This is a genomic window from Pseudomonas sp. GR 6-02 (assembly GCF_001655615.1).
Lineage (GTDB): Bacteria > Pseudomonadota > Gammaproteobacteria > Pseudomonadales > Pseudomonadaceae > Aquipseudomonas.
Genome location: NZ_CP011567.1, coordinates 5,081,203 through 5,105,486, shown reverse-complemented (window position 1 = coordinate 5,105,486; position 24,284 = coordinate 5,081,203). Strand labels below are relative to the sequence as shown.

Annotated in this window: 24 protein-coding genes; 4 read left to right on the top strand and 20 right to left on the bottom strand. The window is 59.1% G+C overall.

Features of this window, described 5'->3' with window-relative positions; genetic code table 11:
- Positions 1-64 precede the first annotated feature (64 nt).
- The 3 genes from PGR6_RS22435 to nhaA all read right to left on the bottom strand — a co-directional run bounded on the left by PGR6_RS22435 (position 65) and on the right by nhaA (position 2,788).
- Entirely contained in the window at positions 65-301 is a 237-nt protein-coding gene (locus PGR6_RS22435; RefSeq protein WP_018926910.1) for a DUF7683 domain-containing protein, read from the bottom strand.
- Positions 298-1,479: an S-type pyocin domain-containing protein gene (locus PGR6_RS22430; protein WP_064619926.1), complete on the bottom strand. Its 1,182-nt coding sequence runs from the start codon at positions 1,477-1,479 to the stop codon at positions 298-300. Before PGR6_RS22430 ends, PGR6_RS22435 begins: the two co-directional genes overlap by 4 nt.
- Before the next feature lie 121 nt (positions 1,480-1,600).
- Positions 1,601-2,788, bottom strand: a complete 1,188-nt coding sequence (gene nhaA, locus PGR6_RS22425; RefSeq protein ID WP_064619923.1) for a Na+/H+ antiporter NhaA — start codon at positions 2,786-2,788, stop codon at positions 1,601-1,603.
- Positions 2,789-3,035: 247 nt separating this feature from the next.
- On the opposite strand from nhaA, the gene PGR6_RS22420 reads away from it, so the two are divergent.
- Positions 3,036-4,133 carry a PLP-dependent cysteine synthase family protein gene (locus PGR6_RS22420; protein WP_173861174.1) on the top strand — a complete coding sequence of 366 codons (1,098 nt, stop codon included), beginning with the start codon at positions 3,036-3,038 and terminating at the stop codon, positions 4,131-4,133.
- A 45-nt stretch (positions 4,134-4,178) separates the two neighbouring features.
- Here the strand turns inward: PGR6_RS22420 and PGR6_RS22415 are convergent, their stop codons facing one another.
- From PGR6_RS22415 to PGR6_RS22405, 3 genes are all read right to left on the bottom strand, one after another.
- Positions 4,179-5,792, bottom strand: a complete 1,614-nt coding sequence (locus tag PGR6_RS22415) for an NAD(P)/FAD-dependent oxidoreductase (RefSeq protein WP_018926906.1) — start codon at positions 5,790-5,792, stop codon at positions 4,179-4,181.
- Positions 5,793-5,887: 95 nt separating this feature from the next.
- Positions 5,888-6,553 carry a COG3650 family protein gene (locus PGR6_RS22410; protein ID WP_064619920.1) on the bottom strand — a complete coding sequence of 222 codons (666 nt, stop codon included), beginning with the start codon at positions 6,551-6,553 and terminating at the stop codon, positions 5,888-5,890.
- 93 nt (positions 6,554-6,646) lie between these two features.
- Entirely contained in the window at positions 6,647-7,246 is a 600-nt protein-coding gene (locus tag PGR6_RS22405) for a short chain dehydrogenase (protein WP_064619918.1), read from the bottom strand.
- A gap of 106 nt (positions 7,247-7,352) precedes the next feature.
- Here PGR6_RS22405 and PGR6_RS22400 point away from each other — a divergent pair, with 106 nt between their 5' ends.
- Positions 7,353-8,267, top strand: coding sequence for a LysR family transcriptional regulator (locus PGR6_RS22400; RefSeq protein WP_064619915.1), 915 nt, complete (start codon positions 7,353-7,355; stop codon positions 8,265-8,267).
- A gap of 41 nt (positions 8,268-8,308) precedes the next feature.
- Here the strand turns inward: PGR6_RS22400 and PGR6_RS22395 are convergent, their stop codons facing one another.
- The 11 genes from PGR6_RS22395 to PGR6_RS22345 all read right to left on the bottom strand — a co-directional run bounded on the left by PGR6_RS22395 (position 8,309) and on the right by PGR6_RS22345 (position 17,254).
- Positions 8,309-8,794: a DoxX family protein gene (locus PGR6_RS22395; RefSeq protein WP_064619912.1), complete on the bottom strand. Its 486-nt coding sequence runs from the start codon at positions 8,792-8,794 to the stop codon at positions 8,309-8,311.
- Positions 8,791-9,552, bottom strand: coding sequence for an HvfC/BufC N-terminal domain-containing protein (locus PGR6_RS22390; RefSeq protein WP_064619909.1), 762 nt, complete (start codon positions 9,550-9,552; stop codon positions 8,791-8,793). Before PGR6_RS22390 ends, PGR6_RS22395 begins: the two co-directional genes overlap by 4 nt.
- The gene (bufB, locus tag PGR6_RS22385; protein WP_064619907.1) at positions 9,549-10,403 is read right to left on the bottom strand and encodes an MNIO family bufferin maturase; all 855 of its coding nucleotides are present in this window, start codon (positions 10,401-10,403) and stop codon (positions 9,549-9,551) included. The genes PGR6_RS22390 and bufB overlap by 4 nt, the downstream gene beginning before the upstream one ends.
- Before the next feature lie 26 nt (positions 10,404-10,429).
- Positions 10,430-10,735 carry a BufA1 family periplasmic bufferin-type metallophore gene (locus PGR6_RS22380; RefSeq protein WP_018926899.1) on the bottom strand — a complete coding sequence of 102 codons (306 nt, stop codon included), beginning with the start codon at positions 10,733-10,735 and terminating at the stop codon, positions 10,430-10,432.
- Between the two features lie 216 nt (positions 10,736-10,951).
- Positions 10,952-11,644: an RES family NAD+ phosphorylase gene (locus tag PGR6_RS22375; RefSeq protein WP_064619904.1), complete on the bottom strand. Its 693-nt coding sequence runs from the start codon at positions 11,642-11,644 to the stop codon at positions 10,952-10,954.
- On the bottom strand, positions 11,638-12,042 hold the full coding sequence (locus PGR6_RS22370; RefSeq protein ID WP_064619901.1) for an antitoxin Xre-like helix-turn-helix domain-containing protein: 405 nt from the start codon (positions 12,040-12,042) through the stop codon (positions 11,638-11,640). The genes PGR6_RS22375 and PGR6_RS22370 overlap by 7 nt, the downstream gene beginning before the upstream one ends.
- Positions 12,043-12,256: 214 nt before the next feature.
- Entirely contained in the window at positions 12,257-12,958 is a 702-nt protein-coding gene (locus PGR6_RS22365; RefSeq protein ID WP_018926896.1) for an ABC transporter ATP-binding protein, read from the bottom strand.
- A complete protein-coding gene (gene livG / locus PGR6_RS22360; protein ID WP_018926895.1) occupies positions 12,959-13,726 on the bottom strand; it encodes a high-affinity branched-chain amino acid ABC transporter ATP-binding protein LivG in 768 nt (255 codons plus the stop codon).
- Positions 13,723-14,979 (bottom strand): high-affinity branched-chain amino acid ABC transporter permease LivM, encoded by a 1,257-nt coding sequence (locus PGR6_RS22355; RefSeq protein WP_064619898.1) that lies wholly within the window; start codon positions 14,977-14,979, stop codon positions 13,723-13,725. The genes livG and PGR6_RS22355 overlap by 4 nt, the downstream gene beginning before the upstream one ends.
- Positions 14,976-15,899, bottom strand: a complete 924-nt coding sequence (livH, locus tag PGR6_RS22350; protein WP_018926893.1) for a high-affinity branched-chain amino acid ABC transporter permease LivH — start codon at positions 15,897-15,899, stop codon at positions 14,976-14,978. The genes PGR6_RS22355 and livH overlap by 4 nt, the downstream gene beginning before the upstream one ends.
- Before the next feature lie 227 nt (positions 15,900-16,126).
- On the bottom strand, positions 16,127-17,254 hold the full coding sequence (locus tag PGR6_RS22345) for a branched-chain amino acid ABC transporter substrate-binding protein (RefSeq protein WP_019580926.1): 1,128 nt from the start codon (positions 17,252-17,254) through the stop codon (positions 16,127-16,129).
- 350 nt (positions 17,255-17,604) lie between these two features.
- Here PGR6_RS22345 and PGR6_RS22340 point away from each other — a divergent pair, with 350 nt between their 5' ends.
- Positions 17,605-17,910, top strand: a complete 306-nt coding sequence (locus tag PGR6_RS22340) for a DUF2288 domain-containing protein (protein ID WP_064621344.1) — start codon at positions 17,605-17,607, stop codon at positions 17,908-17,910.
- 287 nt (positions 17,911-18,197) lie between these two features.
- On the opposite strand, the gene PGR6_RS22335 is transcribed toward PGR6_RS22340, so the two are convergent.
- On the bottom strand, positions 18,198-20,396 hold the full coding sequence (locus PGR6_RS22335) for a hypothetical protein (protein ID WP_018926890.1): 2,199 nt from the start codon (positions 20,394-20,396) through the stop codon (positions 18,198-18,200).
- A 196-nt stretch (positions 20,397-20,592) separates the two neighbouring features.
- On the opposite strand from PGR6_RS22335, the gene PGR6_RS29695 reads away from it, so the two are divergent.
- Positions 20,593-21,489, top strand: a complete 897-nt coding sequence (locus PGR6_RS29695; RefSeq protein WP_168206183.1) for an NAD(P)-dependent oxidoreductase — start codon at positions 20,593-20,595, stop codon at positions 21,487-21,489.
- On the opposite strand, the gene PGR6_RS22325 is transcribed toward PGR6_RS29695, so the two are convergent.
- Both PGR6_RS22325 and PGR6_RS22320 read right to left on the bottom strand, forming a co-directional pair.
- The gene (locus tag PGR6_RS22325; protein WP_064619895.1) at positions 21,380-23,656 is read right to left on the bottom strand and encodes a putative bifunctional diguanylate cyclase/phosphodiesterase; all 2,277 of its coding nucleotides are present in this window, start codon (positions 23,654-23,656) and stop codon (positions 21,380-21,382) included. The genes PGR6_RS29695 and PGR6_RS22325 overlap by 110 nt on opposite strands.
- Positions 23,657-23,804: 148 nt before the next feature.
- Positions 23,805-24,170, bottom strand: a complete 366-nt coding sequence (locus PGR6_RS22320; RefSeq protein WP_018926887.1) for a YkgJ family cysteine cluster protein — start codon at positions 24,168-24,170, stop codon at positions 23,805-23,807.
- Between the last annotated feature and the right edge of the window lie 114 nt (positions 24,171-24,284).

Sequence of the window (24,284 nt, the reverse complement as noted above, 5' to 3'; positions counted from 1 at the left end):
GAAAACCCCGATCAGGTGAGCTGGTCGGGGTTTTCTTTTGGGCTGTGGAGTTGAACCAGAGCATTTACTTGCTTGCATAACAACCGAGCTGAAAATCGTATTGTGGATCGTAAAATGATCGACCGACTAATGTTTCCAGTTTTGTTATCTGCTGGGAATCAAGGTCATAGCCATAGATTTCTTCTTCAGCCTCAGTCCAACTCATTATCGCCCTCAGCTGTGCAATGCCGTCTGCCGGGACAGGCACTTCGAATACCAGCGCTTCTGTTTCTTTATCAAAAGCATAAATTACGTGGTTCACGGTTCTATCCTTCTTTTCGGATCCGCCGGCTTGTTTTGATTACCTGTTTCAGCGTCAAACTCACCCAGATGGCGACCTCGTTTGTCATACATTTCTACTGCTCCATGCTGATAATCCCATTCTAGAATTCGCCCTTCAGCCGTTCTCCAGCGCATTCGGGTGCCTCTACCTTTGACCCGAGTCTTCTGTTTTGCCGGTGTGGCATCAGGAAAAGCGGTAAGCCCGTTTGGCGCCGGATGATATTTGTGGTCTGCAACACTCACCACAATATAAACCGGCAACACCCCCGAATCCGCCGGAAACACAAGAATGAAATCCTTGTACTCCGGCGGATAAACCGGATTCACGATGATGCTGTCAGCCGCCTTCGTCGGCGGGTAAACCCAGATGTGCGGCGCTTGTGGCGCAGCTTCCAAAGCGGGGATGCCGAGGGTGCTTGAGCCGTCCTCGGCCGGCGTCCAGATCAGCTCAACGCCGTCCCCGAGATCAGCCACTTGCTGACTGCCGCGCAAGCTGAATTGCACGACGTCGACCATCTCCCAGTCACGGTTTTTGCCAGTGTAGAAACCGTATCCCTTGAGACTGCCATCAGCTTGTTGCTCGACCCGCAGACGCACACGAGTACGGGCCTGTTTGAGGGATCGCAGTTGGTCTTCGGTGTAGAGCGAGCTGTCGCCAAGGCTCGACGGCATGACCAGGGCCACCAGACCTGCCAGGGTGGCCGCAGCGGTGCTGACTGCGACGGCGGGTAATGCGGCGAACGCTGAGCCACTCAGGGCGAAGCTGCCGAAACCCGCAGGGATGGCGGTGCCACTGATTTTCTTCAGCGGCACCACACCGGTTTCATCGGCCTCGCGAGCGCCGAGTAGAACCAGTTCGCCGTAGTCTTTCAGGCTGTCGGTCGGAACAACGCCGGAGGGATTCGTGTAGTCGATGATTGCATCGGGCAGTTTGCAGGACTTGGCGAACACGCATCCTGAGCGGGCAACGTCGTCTTTTTTCGTCGGGACCAGAACGCTGTCTTCGAAGGCCTGCTGCCTTGCGAACATGGCGTCGTGGGCGTTTTGTCTGGCATCACGCTCGGCCAATTCGGTGGCCGTCATGAATCGGTGAGTGACGTGATGCCCGTCACCTGACGGTGGGTTTTGTACCCGGGGGATGTCCTTGTGGCCAGCCACTGATTGTCCTTTCGCTCGTCCATCGGCAACCCCCAAAGAGGGGGCTGCGCGACGTTAACGAACGTGGCTAATCGTGACTGTAGGACGAATCCTCAATGTTGCTAAGAGTGTTCTCTATCGTTCAGGAAGGCAGCGCAGCACTCTTGCGGCTCGCCGCCGCCGTCACCGCATAACCGATCAATGCCGCCAGGATCGAGCCGGTCAGAATACCCATGCGGTCCATCCCGGCATATTCACTGGCGCCCGGCACGAAGGCCAGGGAACCGACGAACAGGCTCATGGTGAAGCCGATGCCGCAAAGGATCGCCACCCCCAAAATCTGGCCCCAGTTGGCGCCTTGGGGCAGGGCGGCGATGCCGATTTTTACCGCCAGCCAGGTCAGGCCGAAGACACCGACGGTCTTGCCCAACAGCAGGCCGACGGCGATGCCCATCGGTACATGATGGGTGAAGCTTTCGACGGTCACGCCGCTCAGGGACAAGCCAGCGTTGGCGAAGGCAAACAGCGGCAGGATGCCGTAGGCCACCCACGGATGCAGGGCATGCTCCAGGGTCAGCAGCGGCGAAGGCTCGGCGTTTTTCGTGCGCAGTGGAATGCAGAAGGCCAGGGTCACACCCGCCAGCGTCGCATGCACGCCGCTCTTGAGTACGCAGACCCAAAGGATCAGCCCGATGATCATGTACGGCCCGAGTTTCACCACACCAAGTCGGTTCATTCCGATCAAGGCCGCGATGCAGGCCGCGGCCAGCGCCAGGGACAGGGTCGACAGAGCGCCGGAATAGAAGATCGCAATGATGATGATTGCGCCAAGGTCATCGATGATCGCCAGGGTCATCAGGAACAGTTTCAGCGACACTGGCACGCGTTTACCCAGCAGGGCCAGCACGCCAAGGGCGAAGGCAATGTCGGTAGCCGTCGGGATGGCCCAGCCACTCAGCGCGGACGGGTTATCGCGGTTGAGGAACCAGTAGATCAGCGCCGGCACCACCATGCCGCCAATTGCGGCCGCGCCGGGCAGGACGATCTGCGACGGTTTCGACAGTTGGCCGTCGAGGACTTCGCGCTTCACTTCCAGGCCGATCAACAGGAAGAACAGGGCCATCAGGCCGTCGTTGATCCACAGCAGCAATGGCTTGGCGATTTTCAGCGCGCCGATCTGAGCCACCACGGGGGTGTCCAGCAGGCCGTTATAGAGCCACGACAGCGATGAATTGTTGATGATCAGGGCCAGGACAGCTGCGGCGATCAATAGCAGACCGCTGGCAGCTTCCAACTGAAAGAAACGCGTGAACGTGCTACGCAGAGGCAAGGTCGCTCTCCATCGATGAATTCAAAAGGTGGCACACCCTAACCCGTACCGTTGGTTGTTAAAACAAAAGTTATATTCTTTTTTGTTATATACCGTTACAACGTGCCCGGTCAGCAAAGGCCTGAGCCTAGCAGTTGCCGGACGTATTGAACCCCAGCTGTATCTGTGCGTGATGTAGGTTTTTTCCTAAGCTTGTGGACTGAGCCTTGCGACAAGGCCGACTCTTGCCTGATTCAACGAGAAAACCATCATGAGCGACAACCGACAGTGGGCCCGCGAAGCCATCCGGATCATCGAAGCCGACTTCCAGCGTAGCGCCGACACCCACCTGATCCCCTTGCCGCTGCCGGGGTTGCCGGGCATCGAGTTGTACTTCAAGGATGAGTCGAGCCATCCCACCGGCAGCCTGAAACATCGGCTGGCGCGCTCGTTGTTCCTCTATGCGCTGTGTAACGGCTGGCTCAAGCCCGGTGCGCCGGTGATTGAAGCGTCCAGCGGTTCGACGGCGATTTCCGAGGCGTACTTCGCCCGGCTGCTGGGTTTGCCGTTCATTGCGGTGATGCCCGCGAGCACGTCCAAGGAAAAGATCGCGCAAATCGCTTTCTACGGTGGCAAGAGCCATCTGGTGGACGATCCGACGCAGATTTACGCTGAGTCCGAACGCCTGGCTCACGAACACGACGGGCATTTCATCGACCAGTTCACCTACGCCGAACGCGCCACCGACTGGCGAGCGAACAACAACATCGCCGAATCGATCTTCCATCAGATGCGCTTCGAGCAGCACCCGGAACCGAGCTGGCTGATTTCCAGCCCTGGCACCGGCGGCACCACCGCGACGCTGGGCCGTTACGTGCGCTATCGCCAGCATTGCACCCGTGTGCTGTGCGCCGATGCCGAGCGTTCGGTGTTTTTCGATTACTACAAGACCGGCGACGCCAGCCTGCGCCTCGATCACGGGTCACGGATTGAAGGCATTGGCCGGCCGCGTGTCGAGGCGTCGTTCCTGCCCAAAGTCATCGACGCGATGGTCAAGGTGCCGGACGCCTTGTCACTGGCAGCCATGCATTACCTGGCACAACGTTTGGGGCGACGGGTGGGTGGTTCGAGCGGGACCAACCTGATCGGCGCCTTGATGGCGGCCCAGCAGATGGCGACGGCGGGGGAGTCGGGGTCGATCGTGGCGATTCTGTGCGATGGCGGCGAGCGCTATGCCGACACCTATTACGATCAGGCCTGGCTGAAGGCCCAGGGGTATGAGTTGAGTGGTCTGATGGATGCCGTGGCGGCCAGCGTTGAGCGCGGAGAGCCGCTGCCGGCCAGCGTGTTGCGCGCCAATATCTGAGATATTTGATCGTTCCCACGCTCTGCGTGGGAACGATCATCTGGGTCAGGCTTCTAGGCCAAGGATATCCCGGGCAACCGCTTCAGCAATCCGAATCCCGTCGACACCCGCCGACAGAATCCCGCCCGCATAACCCGCGCCTTCACCCGCCGGGAACAAACCCTTCACGTTCAGGCTCTGCATCGACTCGTTACGGGTAATGCGCAGCGGCGAAGAGGTGCGCGTCTCGATCCCGGTCAACACGGCGTCGTGCAGCGAGTAGCCACGAATCTGCTTCTCGAACGCTGGCAGGGCTTCGCGAATCGCTTCGATGGCGAACGCCGGCAGGGCCAGGGCCAAGTCACCCAAGGCAACGCCCGGTTTGTAGGACGGCTCGACGCTGCCCAATTCGGTGGATGGCTTGCCGGCAATGAAGTCGCCGACCAGTTGCGCCGGTGCTTCGTAGTTGCTGCCGCCCAGCACAAAGGCGTGGGATTCCAGGCGTTCCTGCAACTCGATGCCGGCCAGTGGGCCGCCCGGATAATCGACTTCCGGGGTGATGCCGACGACGATCCCGGAGTTGGCGTTGCGCTCGTTACGCGAGTATTGGCTCATGCCGTTGGTGACCACGCGGTTCGGCTCGGAGGTCGCCGCCACTACGGTGCCGCCCGGGCACATGCAGAAGCTGTAGACCGATCGACCGTTCTTGGCGTGGTGCACCAGTTTGTAGTCGGCAGCGCCGAGTTTCGGGTGGCCGGCGTATTTGCCAAGGCGCGCGCGGTCGATCAGCGACTGCGGGTGTTCGATGCGGAACCCCACCGAGAACGGCTTGGCTTCCATGTACACACCACGGCCGTGCAGCATGCGGAAGGTGTCCCGGGCGCTGTGGCCGAGGGCCAGAATCACGTGCTTCGAATGGATCTGTTCGCCGCCATGGAGTTCGACGCCCACCAGTTGGCCGTCGTCGATCAGCACATCGGTAACCCGCTGCTGGAAGCGCACTTCGCCGCCCAGGGCGCGAATCTGCTCACGCATGTTTTCCACCACACCGGTCAGACGGAACGTCCCGATGTGCGGCTTGCTGACGTAGAGGATTTCTTCCGGCGCACCGGCCTTGACGAACTCATGCAGAACCTTGCGACCGAGGAATTTCGGGTCCTTGATCTGGCTGTAGAGCTTGCCGTCGGAGAATGTCCCCGCGCCGCCTTCACCGAATTGCACGTTGGACTCGGGGTTGAGCACACTTTTACGCCACAGGCCCCAGGTGTCTTTGGTGCGCTGGCGCACTTCGGTACCGCGTTCGAGGATGATCGGCTTGAAGCCCATCTGCGCCAGCACCAGGCCGGCGAAGATCCCGCACGGGCCGAAGCCGACCACGATCGGACGCTGGCTCAGGTCGGCCGGCGCCTGGCCGACCACTTTGTAGCTGACATCCGGCGCCACGTTGACGTTACGGTCATCGGCGAACGTGCGCAGCACCGCCGCCTCATCGCGAACGTTGAGGTCGATGGTGTAGATGAAACACAGTTCGGAGGACTTTTTGCGCGCATCGTAGCTGCGCTTGAACAAGGTGAAGTCGAGCAGGTCATCACTGGCGATGCCCAGGCGCTGCACGATGGCAGGGCGCAGGTCTTCTTCGGGATGGTCGATCGGCAACTTGAGTTCGGTGATTCGTAACATGGCGGGATCCGGTTCGCGGGGCGCACAACTGCGCCAAGGCGTTTGAAGCCCGCGATTATAAGCCTCAAAGGATGATTCCCGTGAGGCTAAAACGATCAGTCGTTACGCGATCCGCCAAAATACCCGCAGCCACGTTGCACCTGGCCGTCGATACGCAACTCGGCGCTCATGTGCTGCACGCTGCCGGTGCTGCTGTCGACGCAACGTCGCGGCGCGACCCAGAGCTCGATGCGCTGATTATTGGCTTCGGTACTGAGGTTGAAGCGGCCGTCGCCCAGTTGTTCTTCAACGTACGGCAAGGCCAGGGGCGGCTGACCAGCGCGGTCGACGATCATGCCCTTGCCACTGACCTTGACGTTCCACTCCGGGCCATGGCCGGCGGCGCGCAGGATCAGCTGCTTGAAATTGGGATCGTCGCACGCCGTGCCCGAGCGCTCGACGCGGTACAGCTGCGTAAGGTCGAGTTGGCTGTCAGCACCACTGGCAACGAGCCGGCCGCGCACATCGGCGAACAGCTTGCCCTGATCATCGGCCAGGGTCGCGGCCTCTTGCAGGATGCTGGTGCCACCGATGTCATTGACTACGAAACTGCGTTGCTCATTACATGGCTGGAACAGCAGCTTGCCGTCGGCCGCCGTCAATTGGCCCTGCATGCGGGTCTGGCCCACATGGGAAGCACTTTGCCGTGGGCCATCGAGCAGTTGGCAAGCGGCGAACAACGGAAGCAGGGCAACAAGTACCAGGGAACGGGCAACACGCATCTTTGAGTCTCCAGACAAGTGTCGCCACGTTACTCAGCCTGACCGTTCATCACAACCCTGCGATGTTCTCGCTTTCCTGTGTGCGAGTCTGGTTTAGCCGACGCGGTAGGTCTGGCCGGTCTGCAGGCCTTCCACGCTTTTGGCGTAGGCCAGCGCCACGTCGGCCGCGGGAACCGGTTTGAAACCACGGAAGTACGGCGCATAGCTGCCCATGGCTTCGACCAGCACGTTCGGGCTGACCGAGTTGATGCGCAGACCGCGTGGCAGTTCGATCGCCGCCGCACGGACGAAGGCGTCTAGGGCACCGTTGACCAGGGCCGCGGAGCTGCCGGTACGAATCGGATCGTGGCTGAGGATGCCGGTGGTGAAGGTGAAAGACGCACCGTCATTGGCGAATTCCCGGCCGATCAGCAGCAGGTTGACCTGGCCCATCAGCTTGTCCCGCAAGCCGAGTTCGAAGTCTTGTGCGGTCATGGTGGCCAGCGGCACGAAGTTGACACTGCCGGCGGCGCAGATCAGTGCATCGAAGTTGCCGGTCTGTTCGAACAGTTTGCGGATCGAGGCGCTGTCACTGATGTCGACCTGGAAATCACCGCTTTTACGGCCGATACGGACGATTTTGTGGCGCTGGGACAGTTCATGGTCAATGGCCGAACCGACGGTGCCGGAGGCGCCAATCAACAGAATTTTCATCGTGCAGTTCCTCAAGTGGGTTGGATTTAAAGTTAAGTCTAGTGTGGTTTTTTTTATAAATAAGCGTGCTAATGGGCAACCTTTGGTTTTCAAATGGAAACAATCCATGAGTGAAATGGACGATCTGGCGGCGTTCGCGGTATTGATCGAGGCGGGCAGTTTCACCCTGGCCGCCCAGCAACTGGGGTGCAGCAAGGGGCAACTCTCCAAGCGCATCAGCCTGCTGGAAACGCGCTTTGGCGTGGTGTTGCTGCAACGCACCACACGTCGCTTGAGCCTGACGGCAGCGGGTGCGGCGTTGTTGCCGCAAGCCCAGGCGCTGGTGGTGCAGGTGGAGCGTGCGCGTCAGGCATTGGCACGGCTGAAAGACGACATGGCCGGCCCTGTGCGGATGACGGTGCCGGTTTCGTTGGGGGAAACGTTCTTTGACGGCGCACTGCTGGAATTTTCCCGGCAGTACCCCGAGGTGCAGATCGAGCTGGAGCTCAACAATAACTACCGCGACTTGTCCCGGGACGGGTTTGACTTGGCGATCCGCTCGGAAGTGGCCAACGACGAACGCCTGGTCGCCCGACCGCTGCTGGCCTGGCACGAAATGACCTGTGCCAGCCCCGCGTATCTTGAGCGATTCGGTGAGCCGCTGACGCCACAGGCCTTGGCCGAACACCGTTGTCTTCTCAACAGCCATTACAGCGGTCGCGAAGAATGGCTCTATCACCAACAGCACGAATTAACGCGGGTGCGAGTGTCGGGTCCGTTCGCCAGCAACCATTACAACCTCTTGAAGAAAGCTGCACTGACCGGTGCGGGCATTGCGCGTTTGCCGTCGTATCTGTTGCAAGAGGAATTGGCTGATGGACGTTTACGCTGGCTCCTGCGTGATTATCAAACCCGCAGCATGCCGATGTATCTGGTGCATCCGTATCAGGGCGGGTTGCCTAAGCGTACCCAAGTGCTGGCGGACTATTTGATCGGTTGGTTCAAGCGCAGTGGTGAGGCGTTGGATCGGCTTCAACGATAACGTCTCACCACACAACCTTTATGGGAGTTCTGAGGTTGGTATCAGCGGGCGTAACGCCGGGCAATCAGGTGATCGATCGACAACTTGCCAGGTCCAGTCGCCATCAAGTACAGCAACACCGCCGCCCAGGTGCCGTGGGTCGGATACGCATCGGGGTACACGAACAGTTGAATGGTCAGGGTCATACCCAGCAGCGCCAGGGCCGAAAAGCGTGTGGCGAAGCCGATCAGGATCAGAATCGGAAAGAAATGCTCGGCGAAGGCCGCCAGGTGCGCCGCCAGTTCCGGGGAGAGCAACGGCAGGTGATATTCGCTCTGGAATAACGGAATGGTCGAGTCCGCCAGCCTTGGCACACCGAGTTCAAAGGTGCCGTCGATCAAGTCGATGGCCAAGCCTTCCACCTTGGTTTGCCCGGACTTCCAGAACACCGCGGCAATGGAAAAACGCGCGATAAAGGCGATCAGGCTGTGGGGGATTTTTTCCAGCAGCCCGATGGCGCGGGCGATGGGGTTGTGCTGAATGTTCATAGCGATACCTGGTTGTGGTGTAAATGAGTGATGGCGTTGTGGCTGATCAGCAGCGCCAGGGTTTGGCTGAGATCGAAGGCCGGCGCGTTTTCCAGCGCTTGGCTCAGGGGCTGGCCGAGTCGCAGGCTCTGAATGAAGATTCTGGCGCCGTGGTCGATGGCGAAGACCTCAACCTCCAGTTCGTTACGCAGCACCAGCGCGTTTTGCCCGTGGCCGAGGTCGATCCCGGCCAGCGTCGCGTCCTGTTGATGCGCCGCCCAGATTGCGACCACGGCGAAGGCTGAAGTCAGCAGATTGAGGGAGGGATGAAGCCCAAGCGTCAGCTCGCTCAGTGCCTGTGGGTCCGACAGCACGGCGGCGATTTGCTCATGGCCCAAAGGCTGCGCATCAGCGGCGTGATAGGCCTGAACGCGCAAGCGCTCCAGCCGCGCCACATCGGCCAGATAAGGCACGCTGGCTGCCGGTTCAAAACTGTCAATGAACTCGGCGAAGTCCTTGCCGTAGTCGTTGATGAGCGGGCTTTGCGGTGGGCAACTTTGCACATACAACCCTGCCATCGCCCGGAAAAACTCATCACCGACCAACTGCATAACCACCGGATAGCTGTCGGCCAAGGCGTTGATCAGCGAGCTCTGCACATTGTTGCGATACACCGCGAAACGGCTGGCCGGATCGGTACCGTTGGCACTGAACACGCCCTCGGGGCAGGGCCGTTGCGGATCGAGCAGGGCGGCGGAAAAAGCGGCTTGAGTGCTCATGGCCGGCTCCCTGCGCGGTGCAGCAACTCATCGGCATGACGGGCTTCGGCGTGCAACACACTGAAGGCCGGTAACCGGTTGTCGCGTTCGATCAACGTGGCGATCGGGCCGACCCGCTCCAGCACCTGCGAGTACAGCGCCCACACCGCGTTATCGACGGGCGCACCGTGATCGTCGATCAGTAGTCGGTCACCAAGGCTGTCGGTGTCTTCGGCAAACCCCGCCAGATGAATCTCTCCCACAGCGTGCAGTGGCAGGGCGTCGATGTAGGCCCGCGGATCTCTTTGGTGATTGATGCAGGAGACGTAAACGTTGTTGACGTCCAGCAGCAGGCCGCAGCCGGTGCGGCGAATGACTTCACTGATGAAGTCGGCTTCATCGATTGTCGAGTTCTGGAACGCCAGGTATGTCGCCGGGTTTTCCAGCAGCATCGGGCGTTTGAGGGTGTTCTGTACCTGATCGATGTGCTCGCAGACACGGTTCAGCGTCGGCGCGTCGTAGGCCAGGGGCAGCAGGTCATTGAGAAACACCGGGCCATGGCTGGACCAGGCCAGGTGTTCGGAAAAGGAGTGGGGTTGATAGCGCTCGATCAGCGCGGCCAGCCTTTGCAGGTGCTGACCATCCAGCGGACCTTCGGCACCGATGGACAGGCCAACACCGTGCAGCGACAGCGGATACTGCTCGCGGATCAATCCCAGAAAATGATGAAACGGGCCGCCGGCCACCATGTAGTTTTCGGCGTGGACTTCGAAGAAACCGATGTCCGGTTGTGCACCGAGCACTTCACGAAAGTGCTCGGTCTTGAGCCCCAGCCCGGAGCGGGGCGGGAGCCCGGAGAATGAATGGTTCATGGTCGACACTCTGGCTGGGGGGCTGATTACGACTTGGCTTTGTAGGCTTCCATCTGGCCGAAGCCGGTTGGCGAGGTCTTGCTCATTGTGGTGGCGCAGGTGCCCTTGGGGACAAGCTTCCAGGCGTTGGCCTGGTAGTCGGTTTTGGCGGTGCCAGCGCAAGTGGTACCAGCACCAGCGGCGCAATCGTTATGACCTTTCATGGCCACGCCGAAGCATTTTTCCATGTTGGCGTCAGCGGCATGGGCCGTGGAGACAGCGGCGATGCTCAGGGCAGAACCAAGTGCCAGAACCAGGGCGGTGGCGGACAGGGTGCGGGTGGTAGCAGTCATGATGTTTCTCCGAAATTGAGCTTGGTATGGCAAGCGTTTGTGCTTGCTTACCGCTCTAGAGAAACGACAGGGCGGGGTGTTACAGCTGACTGCAGATTTTTTTCAAAAATCCTCAAAACACCATCAATCCCCTGTGGGAGGGCGCGCGATAGCGTCATGACATTTAGCATTGATGCTGACTGACAACGGATTCGTGCTATCGCGCCGATAAGACAGTCATGCAATGCTGATTTTATTAACGCTAGTGATCTGACCGTTCCAGATCATCTCGTAGTGGGCTGTTTGAATGACTGATGAGACTGGTCTGGGAGTCATCAGCGCCCAGCAGTAGTTGCCATGCATACGCACGGAGTTGTATCGCAGGCCAAGGCCCCCTGCATCCTTGACTACCTTACCCAAGCGATGTGAGTGCGTGTAGTCGACGGGATCGTAGATAGGATCGTGCATCGGAATGGATACGGCATCCCTCATTGCTTCGTCAACGAAAGTGCAGGATAACCCCCGGAAAACAAACCTCTCGTAATTGAGATTCTGGACATTCGACCAATACTGATTTTGGTGATGCTGTACCTCAGCCAGAGCAGTTTCCATCGAGGCAGCCAAGTACAACACGCCGAAACTGCCATCGCTGAAACGCGAGCCAGTTGGGTTGACGTGGGTGAAAGGGGCTGTCGCATAAGAGCATCCAGGGATGCCAAAGGGAATTTCCGCACGCGGTATCAGCTCAAGCCGACCTACCTCATTTTGCAGCCTCGGATTTGTGAGGGCCTGTATCTGATACAGAACATCAAATTCGTTCGCGTCCGCCACGTCGTCAAACAACGCAATGGGCGGAAACTTTGAATTGATCAATCGGTAGGCCTGCAACTGCTCACCGGCCAATACTGGCAACTGGCTCACCATTACCATTGTGCGCCTCGCAGCACGTCGATCCGCCGAAACGTCTCGTACAAGGAAATCATATCCCCCTGGGACATGATTTCGAGCGGGGTACGCCCGTTGAAGAACTCGTTTTCGTTCGCCATCGTCGGAAAACCATAGACGTTCTCAGGGTTATCAAAGACAAGACGCAGAACGGCATGGATGTTGAGAATAAAACTGATGCGCTGCATCTGGTCTGAATCCAGGTTTACGGACCAATCGGGATCGCGCTGCTTTGCCCGTGAGTACGTACTGCGGGAAATGCGCAGGATACGACAGGCCTGATCGCCCGATGCCTGCCACTTTTCGAGTATGCCTACAGCTGCTCGCAAACCAGTCACGCACTGGTCTTTGGTGAATCCTTGTGCCTGGGAGGCTGCTGTCATGTTGATCACTTCTTGTTTGTCTGTAGATACAAATATATGCAAGATGACTCTATAGATCAATGACGTTTATGAGGCGGGGCTCCTCCGACAGGGCTTCTTCTTTATCATTCAGGTTGTGCTAAAGATACACAGCCCCGTAGGAGCGGCCTTCGGTGAGGTTTGTGCCAGGCACAAAAAAACGGCCCGAAGGCCGTTTTTTGTTTACCGCAAAGGCTTAACCGCCGAGGTACGCTTCGCGTACTTTCGGGTCGGTCAACAGCGCTTCACCGGTCCCGCTCATCACCACCCGGCCGTTTTCCAGCACGTAGGCACGGTCGGCGATTTTCAGGGCCTGGTTGGCGTTCTGCTCCACCAGGAACACCGTCACACCGTCCTTACGCAGTTGTTCGATGATGTCGAAGATCTGCTGGATGATGATCGGTGCCAGGCCCAGCGATGGCTCGTCGAGCAGCAGCAGCTTGGGCTTGCTCATCAACGCGCGGCCGATGGCGAGCATTTGCTGTTCGCCGCCGGACATGGTGCCGCCGCGTTGGGCAAAGCGTTCTTTCAGGCGTGGGAAAAGTCCCAGAACCTTGTCCATCTGTTCCTGATAATCGCCCTTGTCGGTGAAGAACCCGCCCATGGCGAGGTTTTCTTCCACGGTCAGGCGGGCAAACACCCGACGGCCTTCCGGAACCACGGCGATGCTTTTACGCATGATCTGCGACGAGTCCTGGCCGACGAGCTCTTCGCCCATGTAGCGGATGCTGCCGCTGTGGGCTTGCGGCGAACCGCAGAGGGTCATCAGCAGGGTCGACTTGCCGGCACCGTTGGCGCCGATCAGGGTCACGATCTCGCCCTGGCGGACTTCGACGTTGACGCTGTGCAGCGCCTGGATCTTGCCGTAGAAGGTGGAAACGTTTTCGAACTGCAGCATTTACGCTTCCCCCAGGTAGGCTTTGATCACTTCAGGATTGTCGCGGATCTGCTCCGGCGTGCCGTTGGCCAACGGTGTGCCCTGGTTGATCACGAAGATATGGTCGGAAATGCTCATGACCAGTTTCATGTCGTGTTCGATCAACAGCACCGTCACATTATGCTCTTCACGCAGGGTGCCGATCAGCGCCTTGAGGTCGTCGGTTTCCCGCGGGTTGAGGCCGGCGGCCGGTTCGTCGAGCATGAGGATGCTTGGACGGGTCATCATGCAGCGGGCAATTTCCAGGCGGCGCTGCTGACCATAAGCCAGGGTGCCGGCCGGGCGGTTGGCGAACTCCTTGAGGTTGACCTTTTCCAGCCAGAACTCGGCGTATTCCATCGCCTCGCGTTCGCTGCGGCGAAACGCCGGGGTCTTGAACAGGCCTGCCAGGAAGTTGGTGTTCAGGTGCCGGTGCTGAGCAATCAGCAGGTTTTCCACGGCGGTCATGTCCTTGAACAGCCGCACGTTCTGGAAAGTCCGCACCACGCCTTTGCCGGCGATCTTGTGGCCGGGCAGGCCTTCGATCGCTTCACCGTTGAGCTGGATAGTGCCGGCGGTGGGTTTGTAGAACCCGGTCAGGCAGTTGAATACAGTGGTCTTGCCGGCGCCGTTGGGGCCGATCATCGAGACCACTTGTTTCTCTTTGACGCTCAAGGCTACGCCGTTGACCGCCAACAGGCCGCCGAAGCGCATGCTCAGGCCATCTACTTTCAGGATCTCTCTGCTCATTTACGCAGCTCCATGTGAGGACGTTGCATGGGCAGCAGACCTTGAGGGCGCCAGATCATCATCAGCACCATCAAGGCGCCGAACATCAACATGCGGTATTCGCTGAAGTCACGCATCAGTTCGGGCAACAGGATCATCACGACAGCCGCGAGAACCACGCCCAACTGCGAGCCCATGCCGCCCAACACCACGATGGCGAGGATGGTGGCCGACTCGATGAAGGTGAACGACTCCGGCGTGACCAGCCCTTGGCGCGCGGCGAAGAAGCTACCGGCGAAACCAGCGAAGCAGGCACCCAGGGTGAAGGCCGACAGCTTGATCACGGTCGGGTTCAGGCCCAGGGCACGGCAGGCGATTTCGTCTTCGCGCAAGGCTTCCCAGGCACGGCCGATCGGCATGCGCAGCAGGCGGTTGATCACGAACAGCGCGAACAGTGCCAGCAACAGCGCCACCAGGTAGAGGAAAACCACCTTGCTGACCGGGTTGTACGTCAGGCCGAAGAACTCGTGGAAGGTCTGCATGCCTTCGGTGGCCGTTCTTTCGAAGGTCAGGCCGAACAGCGACGGTTTGGGAATGTTGCTGATGCCGTTCGGTCCGCCGGTGAGGCCCGTCAGGTTACGCAGGAACAGACGGATGATCTCACCGAAGCCCAGGGTCACGATCGCCAGATAGTCACCGCGCAGGCGCAGCACCGGGAAACCGAGCAGGAAGCCGAATGTGGCCGCCATCAGGCCGGCGATCGGCAGGCAGATCCAGAAGCTCAGCCCGTAGTAGTGCGACAGCAGCGCATAGCTGTAGGCACCCACGGCGTAGAAGCCGACGTAACCGAGGTCGAGCAGGCCGGCCAGACCGACCACGATGTTCAGGCCCAGGCCGAGCAGCACGTAGATCAGGATCAGCGTGGCGATGTCCACCGCACCGCGTGAACCGAAGAACGGCCAGACCAGTGCCACGACGATCAACGCCATGATGATCCAGCGCTGGGTGGTCGGCAGGGTCAGGAAGTGGCTCGCGCTGGCCGGGATCAGTTTGCCCTTGGGCACGGAGCTCATGGCCGCCGAGTATTCGCGGTCGAACAGCACACGCAGGAACATCAGCACCGAGCAGGTGGCGATGATGATCAGCGTGGAGGTGCTGGCGCCTTCCACTTCGAGGTTGATCCCGGCGATGGACAGTTTCAGGCCGAGTACCGGATAGGCCACGGCCCATACCAGCAGGGCGCTGAACAGCGCCTGTTTAAGATTCCTAGTCATACTTTCTCAACCTCCGGACGACCCAGCAGGCCGGTTGGCCGGAATAACAGCACCAGGACCAGAAGGCCGAAAGCCACCACGTCCTTGTACTGGTCACCGAATATATCGGCGCCGAATGCTTCGGCTACCCCCAGCACCAGACCACCGAGCATGGCGCCCGGAATGCTGCCGATGCCACCCAGCACCGCCGCGGTAAAGGCTTTGAGGCCTACCAGGAATCCGGCGTTAGGGTTGATCACGCCGTACTGCATGCTCAACAGTACTGCCGCCACGGCCGCCAGGGCGGCACCGATGACGAAGGTCAGGGCGATAATGTTGTTGGTGTTGATGCCCAGCAGGTTGGCCATCTTGATGTCTTCGGCACAGGCCCGACAGGCGCGTCCCAGACGTGAACGCGAGATGAACTGGGTGAGACAGAGCATCACCACCAGGGTCACCACGAACACCAGGATCTGCATGTAGGAGATCAGCACTTCCTGTGCGCCGCCTGGACCGAAGCTGAAGCTGCCCGGAATCAGGTTAGGGATCGATTTGTCCTTGGAGTCCTGCGAGAGCAGTACGGAGTTCTGCAGGAAGATCGACATGCCGATGGCGGAGATCAGCGGGATCAGACGGTTACTGCCCCGCAGAGGGCGGTAGGCGATCCGTTCGATACTGTAGCCGTAGGCACTGGTCACTACGATGGTCGCCAGGAAAGCGGCGGTCATCAACAACGGCAGAGAATGGATACCCAGCATGGCCAGTCCGGCAAGGACGATGAAGGCCACGTAGGAACCGATCATGTAGACCTCGCCATGGGCGAAGTTAATCATTCCAATAATGCCGTAAACCATTGTGTAGCCAATGGCTATAAGGGCATAGGTGCTGCCAATGGTCATCCCATTAACCAGCTGTTGGAAGAAGTGATAGATCTCAGGCATTACAGCGCTCCTAAAAACCTGATACGCATTTCACTGGTGGAGTCATGTTCCGGCCCGGGCTGTGTGGTCTGTGGCCACCTTCGCACGAGCGTTTGCCAGCGAACCGCTGGTGACGGTTTTAAGATTTTCAGGTAAGCCAACTCCCGGATCGCGGGACTCTGACTCATTAATCTCGTAAAACAAAGCCCACTGCTTGCGCAGTGGGCTTTATTAATCATGGCGCTAGCTTACTGAGGGGAAACTTCGGTTTTTGGTTTGCCGAAGTGCCACTCATAGACCACGAATTTGAAGTCTTTCAGGTCGCCCTTGCTGTCGAACGACAGATCACCGGTCGGGGTCTTGAAGGTGCCTTTGTGAATGGCTTCAGCCACCTTGGCGGTGTCTTCGCTCTTGGCAGCCTTGATACCTTCGGCAATCACTTCGACAGCCGAGTAGGCCGGGAACACGAACGGACCGCTTGGGTCCTGCTTCTTGTCGGCAAAGGCTTGTACCAGGGCTTTGTTGGCTGGGTCCTGGTCGAAGGATTTCGGCAGGGTGACCAACAGGCCTTCGGAAGCATTCTGGGCAATTTGCGAGATGGAGTCGTTGCCGACGCCTTCAGGCCCCATGAACTTGGCTTTCAGGCCTTTTTCCTGGGACTGACGCAGGATCAGGCCCAGCTCCGGGTGGTAGCCGCCGTAGTAGACGAAGTCGACGTTGGCTTGCTTGAGCTTCTGGATGATCGAGGAGAAGTCCTTGTCACCGGCGTTGAGGCCTTCGAACACGGCAACCTTGACGCCTTTCTTCTCAAGGGTCTGTTTCACGGCGGTGGCGATGCCTTCACCGTATTGCTGTTTGTCGTGCAGCACGGCAACGATTTTCGGTTTTACGTGATCGGCAATGTAGTTACCGGCGGCAGGGCCCTGGGCGCTGTCCAGGCCGATGGTGCGGAACACCAGCTTGTAACCACGGGTAGTGATGTCCGGGTTGGTGGCGGCCGGGGTGATCATGATCACGCCTTCGTCTTCGTAGATGTCCGAAGCTGGCTGGGTGGAGCTGGAGCACAGGTGGCCGACCACGAATTTCACACCATCGTTGACCACTTTGTTGGCGACGGCCACGGCTTGTTTAGGGTCGCACGCGTCGTCGTATTCCTTGGCTTCGAGCATCTTGCCGTCGACGCCGCCCTTCGCGTTGATCTGCTCGATGGCCATCTTGGCGCCGATGAACTGCATGTCGCCGTATTGAGTGACCGGGCCGGTTTTAGGGCCGGCGATGCCGATCTTGATGGTGTCGGCGGCGAACGAATGGCTGGCAACCCCGGCCAGAACCATAGCGGCAAACAGTTTTGAAATCTGCTTAGTAGCCTTAGTCATAGTGCTCCACTCTTACTGTTGTAGTTTTTATAGTCCTGGCGCCGTAGCAGCAGAACCGGGTCAGATATCGTCGATATCCTCCGGAAAATGCCCCCGGCAACTGTACCGGTACAGTGTAGAGCGCCGATTGTTAGCCTGGGAAGCTGGCGCCAGGGGGCAAAACCTGAGGGTGTCGCTTTGTTGAAAGAAAAAGACAGAATCGCGGCAGGATGTTAGCTGGCTAATACTTGAAGCAGCAGCATTCCCTGGCTTTCCCGGGTTTTTCAATCGGTAACGCAATTGCATCCGGGTTTTTCTGGCGCAACACCGACGTTATCATTCACATCGATTTCTTTTGCGGACAGGAACCCATGACTCAAGAACCTAGCACCCTCTATGCCAAGCTGCTTGGTGAAACCGCATCTATTACCTGGAAAGAGTTGGAGCCGTTCTTCGCCAAGGGTGCCCTATTGTGGGTCGACCCAAGCCTGGATTTGATTGCTGCGGCGGAGGCGGTGGCGACCGATGAAGGCGAGAAAGTCGCTGCCTGGCTGGCCGCCGACAAGGTCGCCAAGCTGTCTGAAACGCGGGCGCTGGATCTTTTCGAGCGTGATCCGGAGCTGTGGGCCGTGGTTGTTTCGCCGTGGATTATGATCCAGGAAAGGGCGAAGGCTTGAATGCTTGCACCGATTCGGTGCTTGGTTTTGTCGGGCAAAAGTGTGTAGCCGAGTAGCGTGATGGCACGTTGCCGTGGAGAAAGGCCACAGAAAGGCCGGTATAACGGTGACGTAAACGTAACGGGAACAGTTTATTGAGCAGCCGATGGGCTGCTCAATTGTTTCTGGGTGTTGTGATCGTTCCCACGCTCTGCGTGGGAATGCAGCCCGGGACGCTCTGCGCCCCAAAAGCGGACGCGGAGCGTGGAAACGATCATCACAAGGCTGCGATCGTTAAAGGCTCGACCTCAATAAGCCGTCTTGCCCGTATGGTTATTCAGCGAAATAACCTTGGTCTTGCCAATCCGGTGACGGTAGATCTCGCGCAGGTACTTGATCGCCTTCTTCACGCAATCGCGCGACAAACGAATGTCATTGATCGAGACGAACTTGTCCTTGTCGTTGATCAGCTCGCGGTACTTCTTCTCGTACATCGGTTTGATCGCGTACCAGTTGGTGTCGAGGATCTTCGCCGGGTTTTCGAATTCGTTGAGCAGGTCGTCGATCCGGTCTTCGTCGAAGTCTTCATGGATGATGAAGTCCAGGATCGAGTTATCCAGCGTTTCGTCGAAGCGATACGGATTTTTTGCGAAGCAACGCTTGATGAACGCCACGATCAGCGTCAGGAAGTCGTCCGACAGGCATGGGCTCTTGGCGATCAGGGTGGTCAGCGACAGGTTGGCCGAGGCGCCGATTACCAATGCATAACGCTTGAGCGTGGTGTTGGGGAACAGACTGTTGAGGTGAGTCTTCAACCGGTTCAGGTCCATGTAGGACAGTTTGTAGTCTTTAGGCAGGGACACGATCGACACCACCGACGAGCAGTTCTTGAAGAAGTGCAGGTCGTGCAAGGCGGCTGCGTCATAGCCCGAATTCTTGTACTGCTCGAGCGAGGCGCGGTAGCGCTTGGACTCGATTGGCAACAGGCTGATGCCTTCAATCGCCTGAGTGACTTTGTTGAAGTGCGGCAGGTCGATGGAACGGAAGAACAGATCGTCGATGTTCAAGCGCTGCGGCTCTTTGTCGAACACCTTGAATTTGTCGCTGCTCGGCGGCGGGGTTTCCGGCACCACGGACTCGGCGTAGGCAATTGCCACCGGGCCGGCCAGGCTCATGAACAGGTCGTTGGCGTCCAGGCGAATGGTTTCGCCGATGTCGATACCGGCGCGACGGAAATAGTTCTGGTCGTAGTCGGTGGTGACCGCCTGCGCCGTCAGAATGTTGAAGATCTGCTGTGAGATGTACTGGTTGGCGTGCTTTTCCATCGCGTTGACGTCGATGTTCTGGATGTTGCCGTCATCGCTTTCTTCGGCATAACGCATGATGTCGTTGGAGATCAGCATCATCGCGTTCCATGGACGGATACGGCCCATGACGCTGGCTTCGCTGCTGTCTTCGTTGGCGAAGTTGTAGGAGAAGTCCCACTCTTCCGACAGGTATTTGCACAGCAGGCGACCGGCGTTGATGTGCAGCGCTTCGGACATTTCACTGCGGTGATCGGAAATGTTCGGCAGTACGCAGATGCCGCTGGTGAAGATCGGCTCGAAGACGAAGGAATGGCCGCTCTTGCCGTCGTGTTCGTCCATCGGCTTGGTGTCGAACGTCTTGTTCATGTACGAGTGCTGCTGGGCCAGGCCGAATTCCGAGGCCATGCCCGAACCGGTACCGCCGCCGGCACTGAAGATCGAGAAGTACAGGCGCGACTGGTTGGCCTTGATCCCGCAGCTGTCGATCAGGTACGAGTGAATCATCTTCCAGTCGGGGCTGGAGAAGCGCTGGGTGTCCTTGTTCAGGATGATCTTGGCCAGGTACTGGCCGAGGATCGGCGCGTTACCGGCGCCACCGGCGTGGACTTCCGACAAGTCCATGATTTTCATTTTGCTGTAGTCGCGCAAAAAGCCGCTTTTTTCGCCCTTGCGCGAGAAACGGATGCGACCGGCGATGTCCTTGTCCAGGTCGCCGAGCATCACCAGCGGTTCCACCAGGAATACCGGTTTGGTGGCCTTGTTCGGCCCCAGGCGCAGGTTGTTGCGAATCCACTGCGCCGGGCTGTAGCCCTTTTCGGCGTAGCGTTTATCCGGCGACGGACGGTCTTCGTTGTTGAATTCGTTGAGGTAGAACTTGCGGGCGTTGTACACCAGCTCCGCCACGTCCAGCGCGATGTTCGAACCGCAGCGGCCCAGGCCGATCAGGCACACCGAGGGGAATTCCTGGTCGTTGTGCTGTTCGTTGTCGCCTTCCAGATGGGGCGGGCGCGGGAACACCAGGTCGCGCAGGCCGTCGAGGTTGTCGAGGATGCGGTCGGTATTGGTTTCGGTGAAGTACAGGTATTGCTGAGTCGACAGCGGACGCGACGGGGGCAATGGCTTCGACGATGAGGGGCTGTTCGCCGCGGGGCTCAGGGTCAGGTCGGATACCGCGGTGGCCGGATTGTTTTTAGAAGTCATTGTGCGCCATATACCTGGACTGGTCGGCTCGGCGACAAGTGTCATCGAGTCATCACGGAATGGGATCTCGCGTCTTTTTTAGCGCGAATGTAGCCCAAGCGTCAGGGCCTTGGCCTGAACATCGCTCGGGGGAATCCTTTCCTTAACCATGATGAATCGGCCAATATTCGATGATCTTTAATCAAGGGGAGGCTAAATGATGGCAACGTTGCCTGCGCTGGGGTTCGCCGGAATCGGCCTGATGGGTTTGCCGATGTGCCGACGCCTGTTGGCGGCCGGTTACCCGCTGACGGTGTGGAACCGCAACCCGGCCAAGTGTGCAGCGCTGGTCGAGGCTGGTGCGCGGCAAGTGGCGACACCGGCCGAGCTGTGTCAGCACGCCGACGTGGTGATGTTGTGCCTGGCCGATACCGCGGTGGTTCGTGAGGTGGTGTTTGGCGCGGCTGGCGTTGCCGAGGGGGCGAAAAGCGGCCAGTTGCTGGTGGATTTTTCCAGCCTGGAGCCCACCGCAACGCGGGAAATGGCCACAGCACTGGCCAATAAAACCGGGATGGGTTGGCTCGATGCGCCAGTGTCCGGCGGGGTGGTCGGCGCCGAGGCCGGCAGCCTGGCGATCATGGTTGGTGGCGAGGCGGCAGACCTGGCGCGCGTGCGGCCGGTGTTGCTGACCCTTGGCCAGCGCGTGACCCACATGGGCGCGGTCGGCGCGGGGCAGGTGACCAAGGCCTGCAATCAGATGATCGTCGCCTGCAATGCCTTGGTCATTGCTGAAGTGGTGAGCTTGGCCGAGCGCTCCGGGGTCGATGCCAGCCTCATTGCCGAGGCGCTGGCCGGTGGTTTCGCCGATTCAAAACCGTTGCAGATTCTCGCGCCGCAAATGGCCGAAAGCCGTTTCGAGCCCGTGAAATGGCACGTACGTACGTTGCTGAAGGATCTCGATACCGCCGTGAAGTTTTCCCGCGAACAGGGTTCGGCCACGCCGATCAGCGGATTGGCCGCACAACTGATGCGCCTCCATGGGGGGCAGGGGTTCCTGGAAAAGGATCCTTCGACGTTAGTGCAGTTGTACCGTGAGCCAGACTCAACGGATTGACGGCATGCGTGTGCTGGTTGATTTCGGCCAGTACCGGCCGCAACTCAGCCAGCGGCACCGGATGGCTAAGCAGGTAGCCCTGGACGAAATCGCAGCCGTGGCGTTGGAGAAAGTCGTATTGCTCGAGGGTCTCGACGCCTTCGGTGACGACCTGCAAATGCAGGGTGTGGGCCATGACGATAATGGCCTGGACGATTTCCATGTCCTGGGTCGCCTTGGGGATGTCCTGAATGAACGAGCGGTCGATCTTCAGCGTGTTTAATGGCAGGCGCCTGAGGTAGGCCAGGGATGAATAGCCGGTGCCGAAGTCGTCGATCGACAACGAAACGCCAAGGGCGCGAATCTGCCGCAGCAACACCAGGGTGTTGGAAATATTGCCCATCAGCGCATTCTCGGTCACCTCCAGCTCCAGTCGCTGGGGCGTCACCCCGTAGATGCGCAGGGCGTGTTCGATTTCATCGGCCAGTTCTTCTCGCGCCAGGTTCAGGGGCGAGCAATTCACTGCGATCTTGAGGTCTTCGCAATCGTGGCGGGACAGTTCGCCCAGGTCTGCGCAGGCTTTGCGCAATACCCAATTGTCCAGTTCGGCGATCAGGCCGTTGGCCTCGGCGATGGCGATGAACCGGTCCGGCGTCAGCAATCCGTGAACCGGGTGTTGCCAGCGGACCAGCGCTTCCAGTTTGGTGACTCGGCCGATTCTCAGGTCATAGATTGGCTGGTAATGCAGCATCAACCCGGAGTCTTCGCGCAGGGCGTGACGCAGTTCTTCTTCGAGTTGCAACTCCAGGGTGGCGCGGGCTTTCAGGTTGGAACTGAAAAAGTGCAACCCGTTACGACCGCTGCCCTTGGACTGATACAGCGCCAGGTCGGCGTTCTTCAGCAGTTCTTCGCAGGTTTTGCCGTCTTCCGGAAACAGGCTGATGCCGATGCTGGTGGTCATGACCATGCGCCGTCCGGACAACTCGATGGGGTCCTTCATTTTCAGCATGATGCGCTGGGCCATATGCCGCGCTTCTTCACGGTCGTACAGGTTGATGAGGAGGCAGAATTCGTCGCCTCCGAAACGCGCCACCACGTCTTCGTGGCTGCGCACCGAGGCCTTGATATGACTGGCGAGGACTTTGAGCAGTTCGTCGCCGGCATCATGGCCAAGGCTGTCGTTAATCCGCTTGAAGTGGTCGATGTCGAGGAATATCACCGCGAGCATGCCGCCCTCGTTGGTTTTTTCGATGAGTTTTTCGGCGAAGAGCTGGTTGAAGCCCCGGCGGTTGAGCAGGTTGGTCAAGGGGTCGTAATGCGCCACCTGTTGCAGCGACATGCGTGCCTGATCCAGTTGACCGAGCAGGGCGTTGACCCGCTGCAGGTCGGACTCCTTGCGTTGCAGCTTCTTGTCCGCCAGTGCGGCACTGATGCTGCTGCCGATGATCAACAGCGCCATCACTGCCACTGTCAGCCCCAGTTGCAGGTGATTGTTGTCGCCGGGCAGCGGTTGAAGGCTGTCGTCGGGCAGCACCAGGTTGAGCGATGCCATGCCGGTGAAATGCATGCTGACAATGCCGGCCCCGAGCACCAGGCTGGCGGTGTATTTGAGCAGTAGATGATACGCACCGGTGTCATCGCGCAAGTGACTGGAAATCAACAGGGCAGCCAGGCTGGCACCGATGGCGATCACGACGGAGAGCACGAACAGGGCGGGTTGGTAATAGACCAGCGCATTCGATCGCAGTGCGGCCATGCCCACGTAGTGCATGGTCGCGATGCCCAGGCCGATCCACACTGCTGCCCGCAGGTATTGCCAGAAATTCAGTTGGGGATGGCTCAGGGTGTACATGGCCAGCCACGAGGCGGTCAGGGCGAACAACAGCGAGATCAGGGTAGTGGGCAGGTGGTAATGGATTTCGATCGGCACCTGGAACGCCAGCATGCTGATGAAGTGCATGGACCAGATACCGCCCGCCAGACACCCGGCGCCGACCCAGCGCCAGAGTCGTTGAGAGGCGGACTTTTCCACATGACCCACCCGCTCGGTCATGTCCAGCGTGGCGAAACCGGCCGTGCAGGCGACCAGATAGGCCAGCAACACCAGAAACGGGTTATGGGTGCAATTGAGTATGACCTGCCCGCTGTCCGGCAGCCCGGTCATGAAATGCAAACCAAGCCACTCCATAGCATGTCCCGTCTGTGAGTCATCTTGGCCTGCGTCATGCGCGCTGGCGAATGCTGGCAGTATAGAGGGCTTACACGGAGCGCAAGGGATGATAGCGCAATGATGTCAAATATTTTTCGAATGGCTTGATTGCGGTCGCTGCCAAGCCTTAGGCGATCTGCTCAAAAGGCGTTTCGAATTCAGGCTGCAGGGCGGGCAGCCCGAACGCGGCCCTTGCCGCATCGCAATCCACGTTCGCCTCGCCATTGGCCCAAGAGGCGTCGAACTCCCGACAAGTGCTGGAGCGCTGATCATAAATCGAGCACTGCACGGTGCTGCCCACTTCACCCACCAGACCGACACAGCGAACAGGTTTGCAGTCTGTGCCCAGCATGGCCACCCGGCTGGGGCTGATGGACGTGACCAGTTCGTCAGGCACCGTGCCCCCGGCCGAGGTGCATTCACCCCAGAAAAAAGACACGCGGAAATGAGAACAGCAGGCACCGCAATTCAGACACGGACTGGCTTCGGACATGGGCAATGATCAAAGGAGGAATGGGAACGGGGTGGGCAGACAAGGCCGCTATTCTAGGCTTCGCCATGCCGTTGGGAAGGGGGGCGCAGAGGTATTTTTCCAGCCTGCGACTGA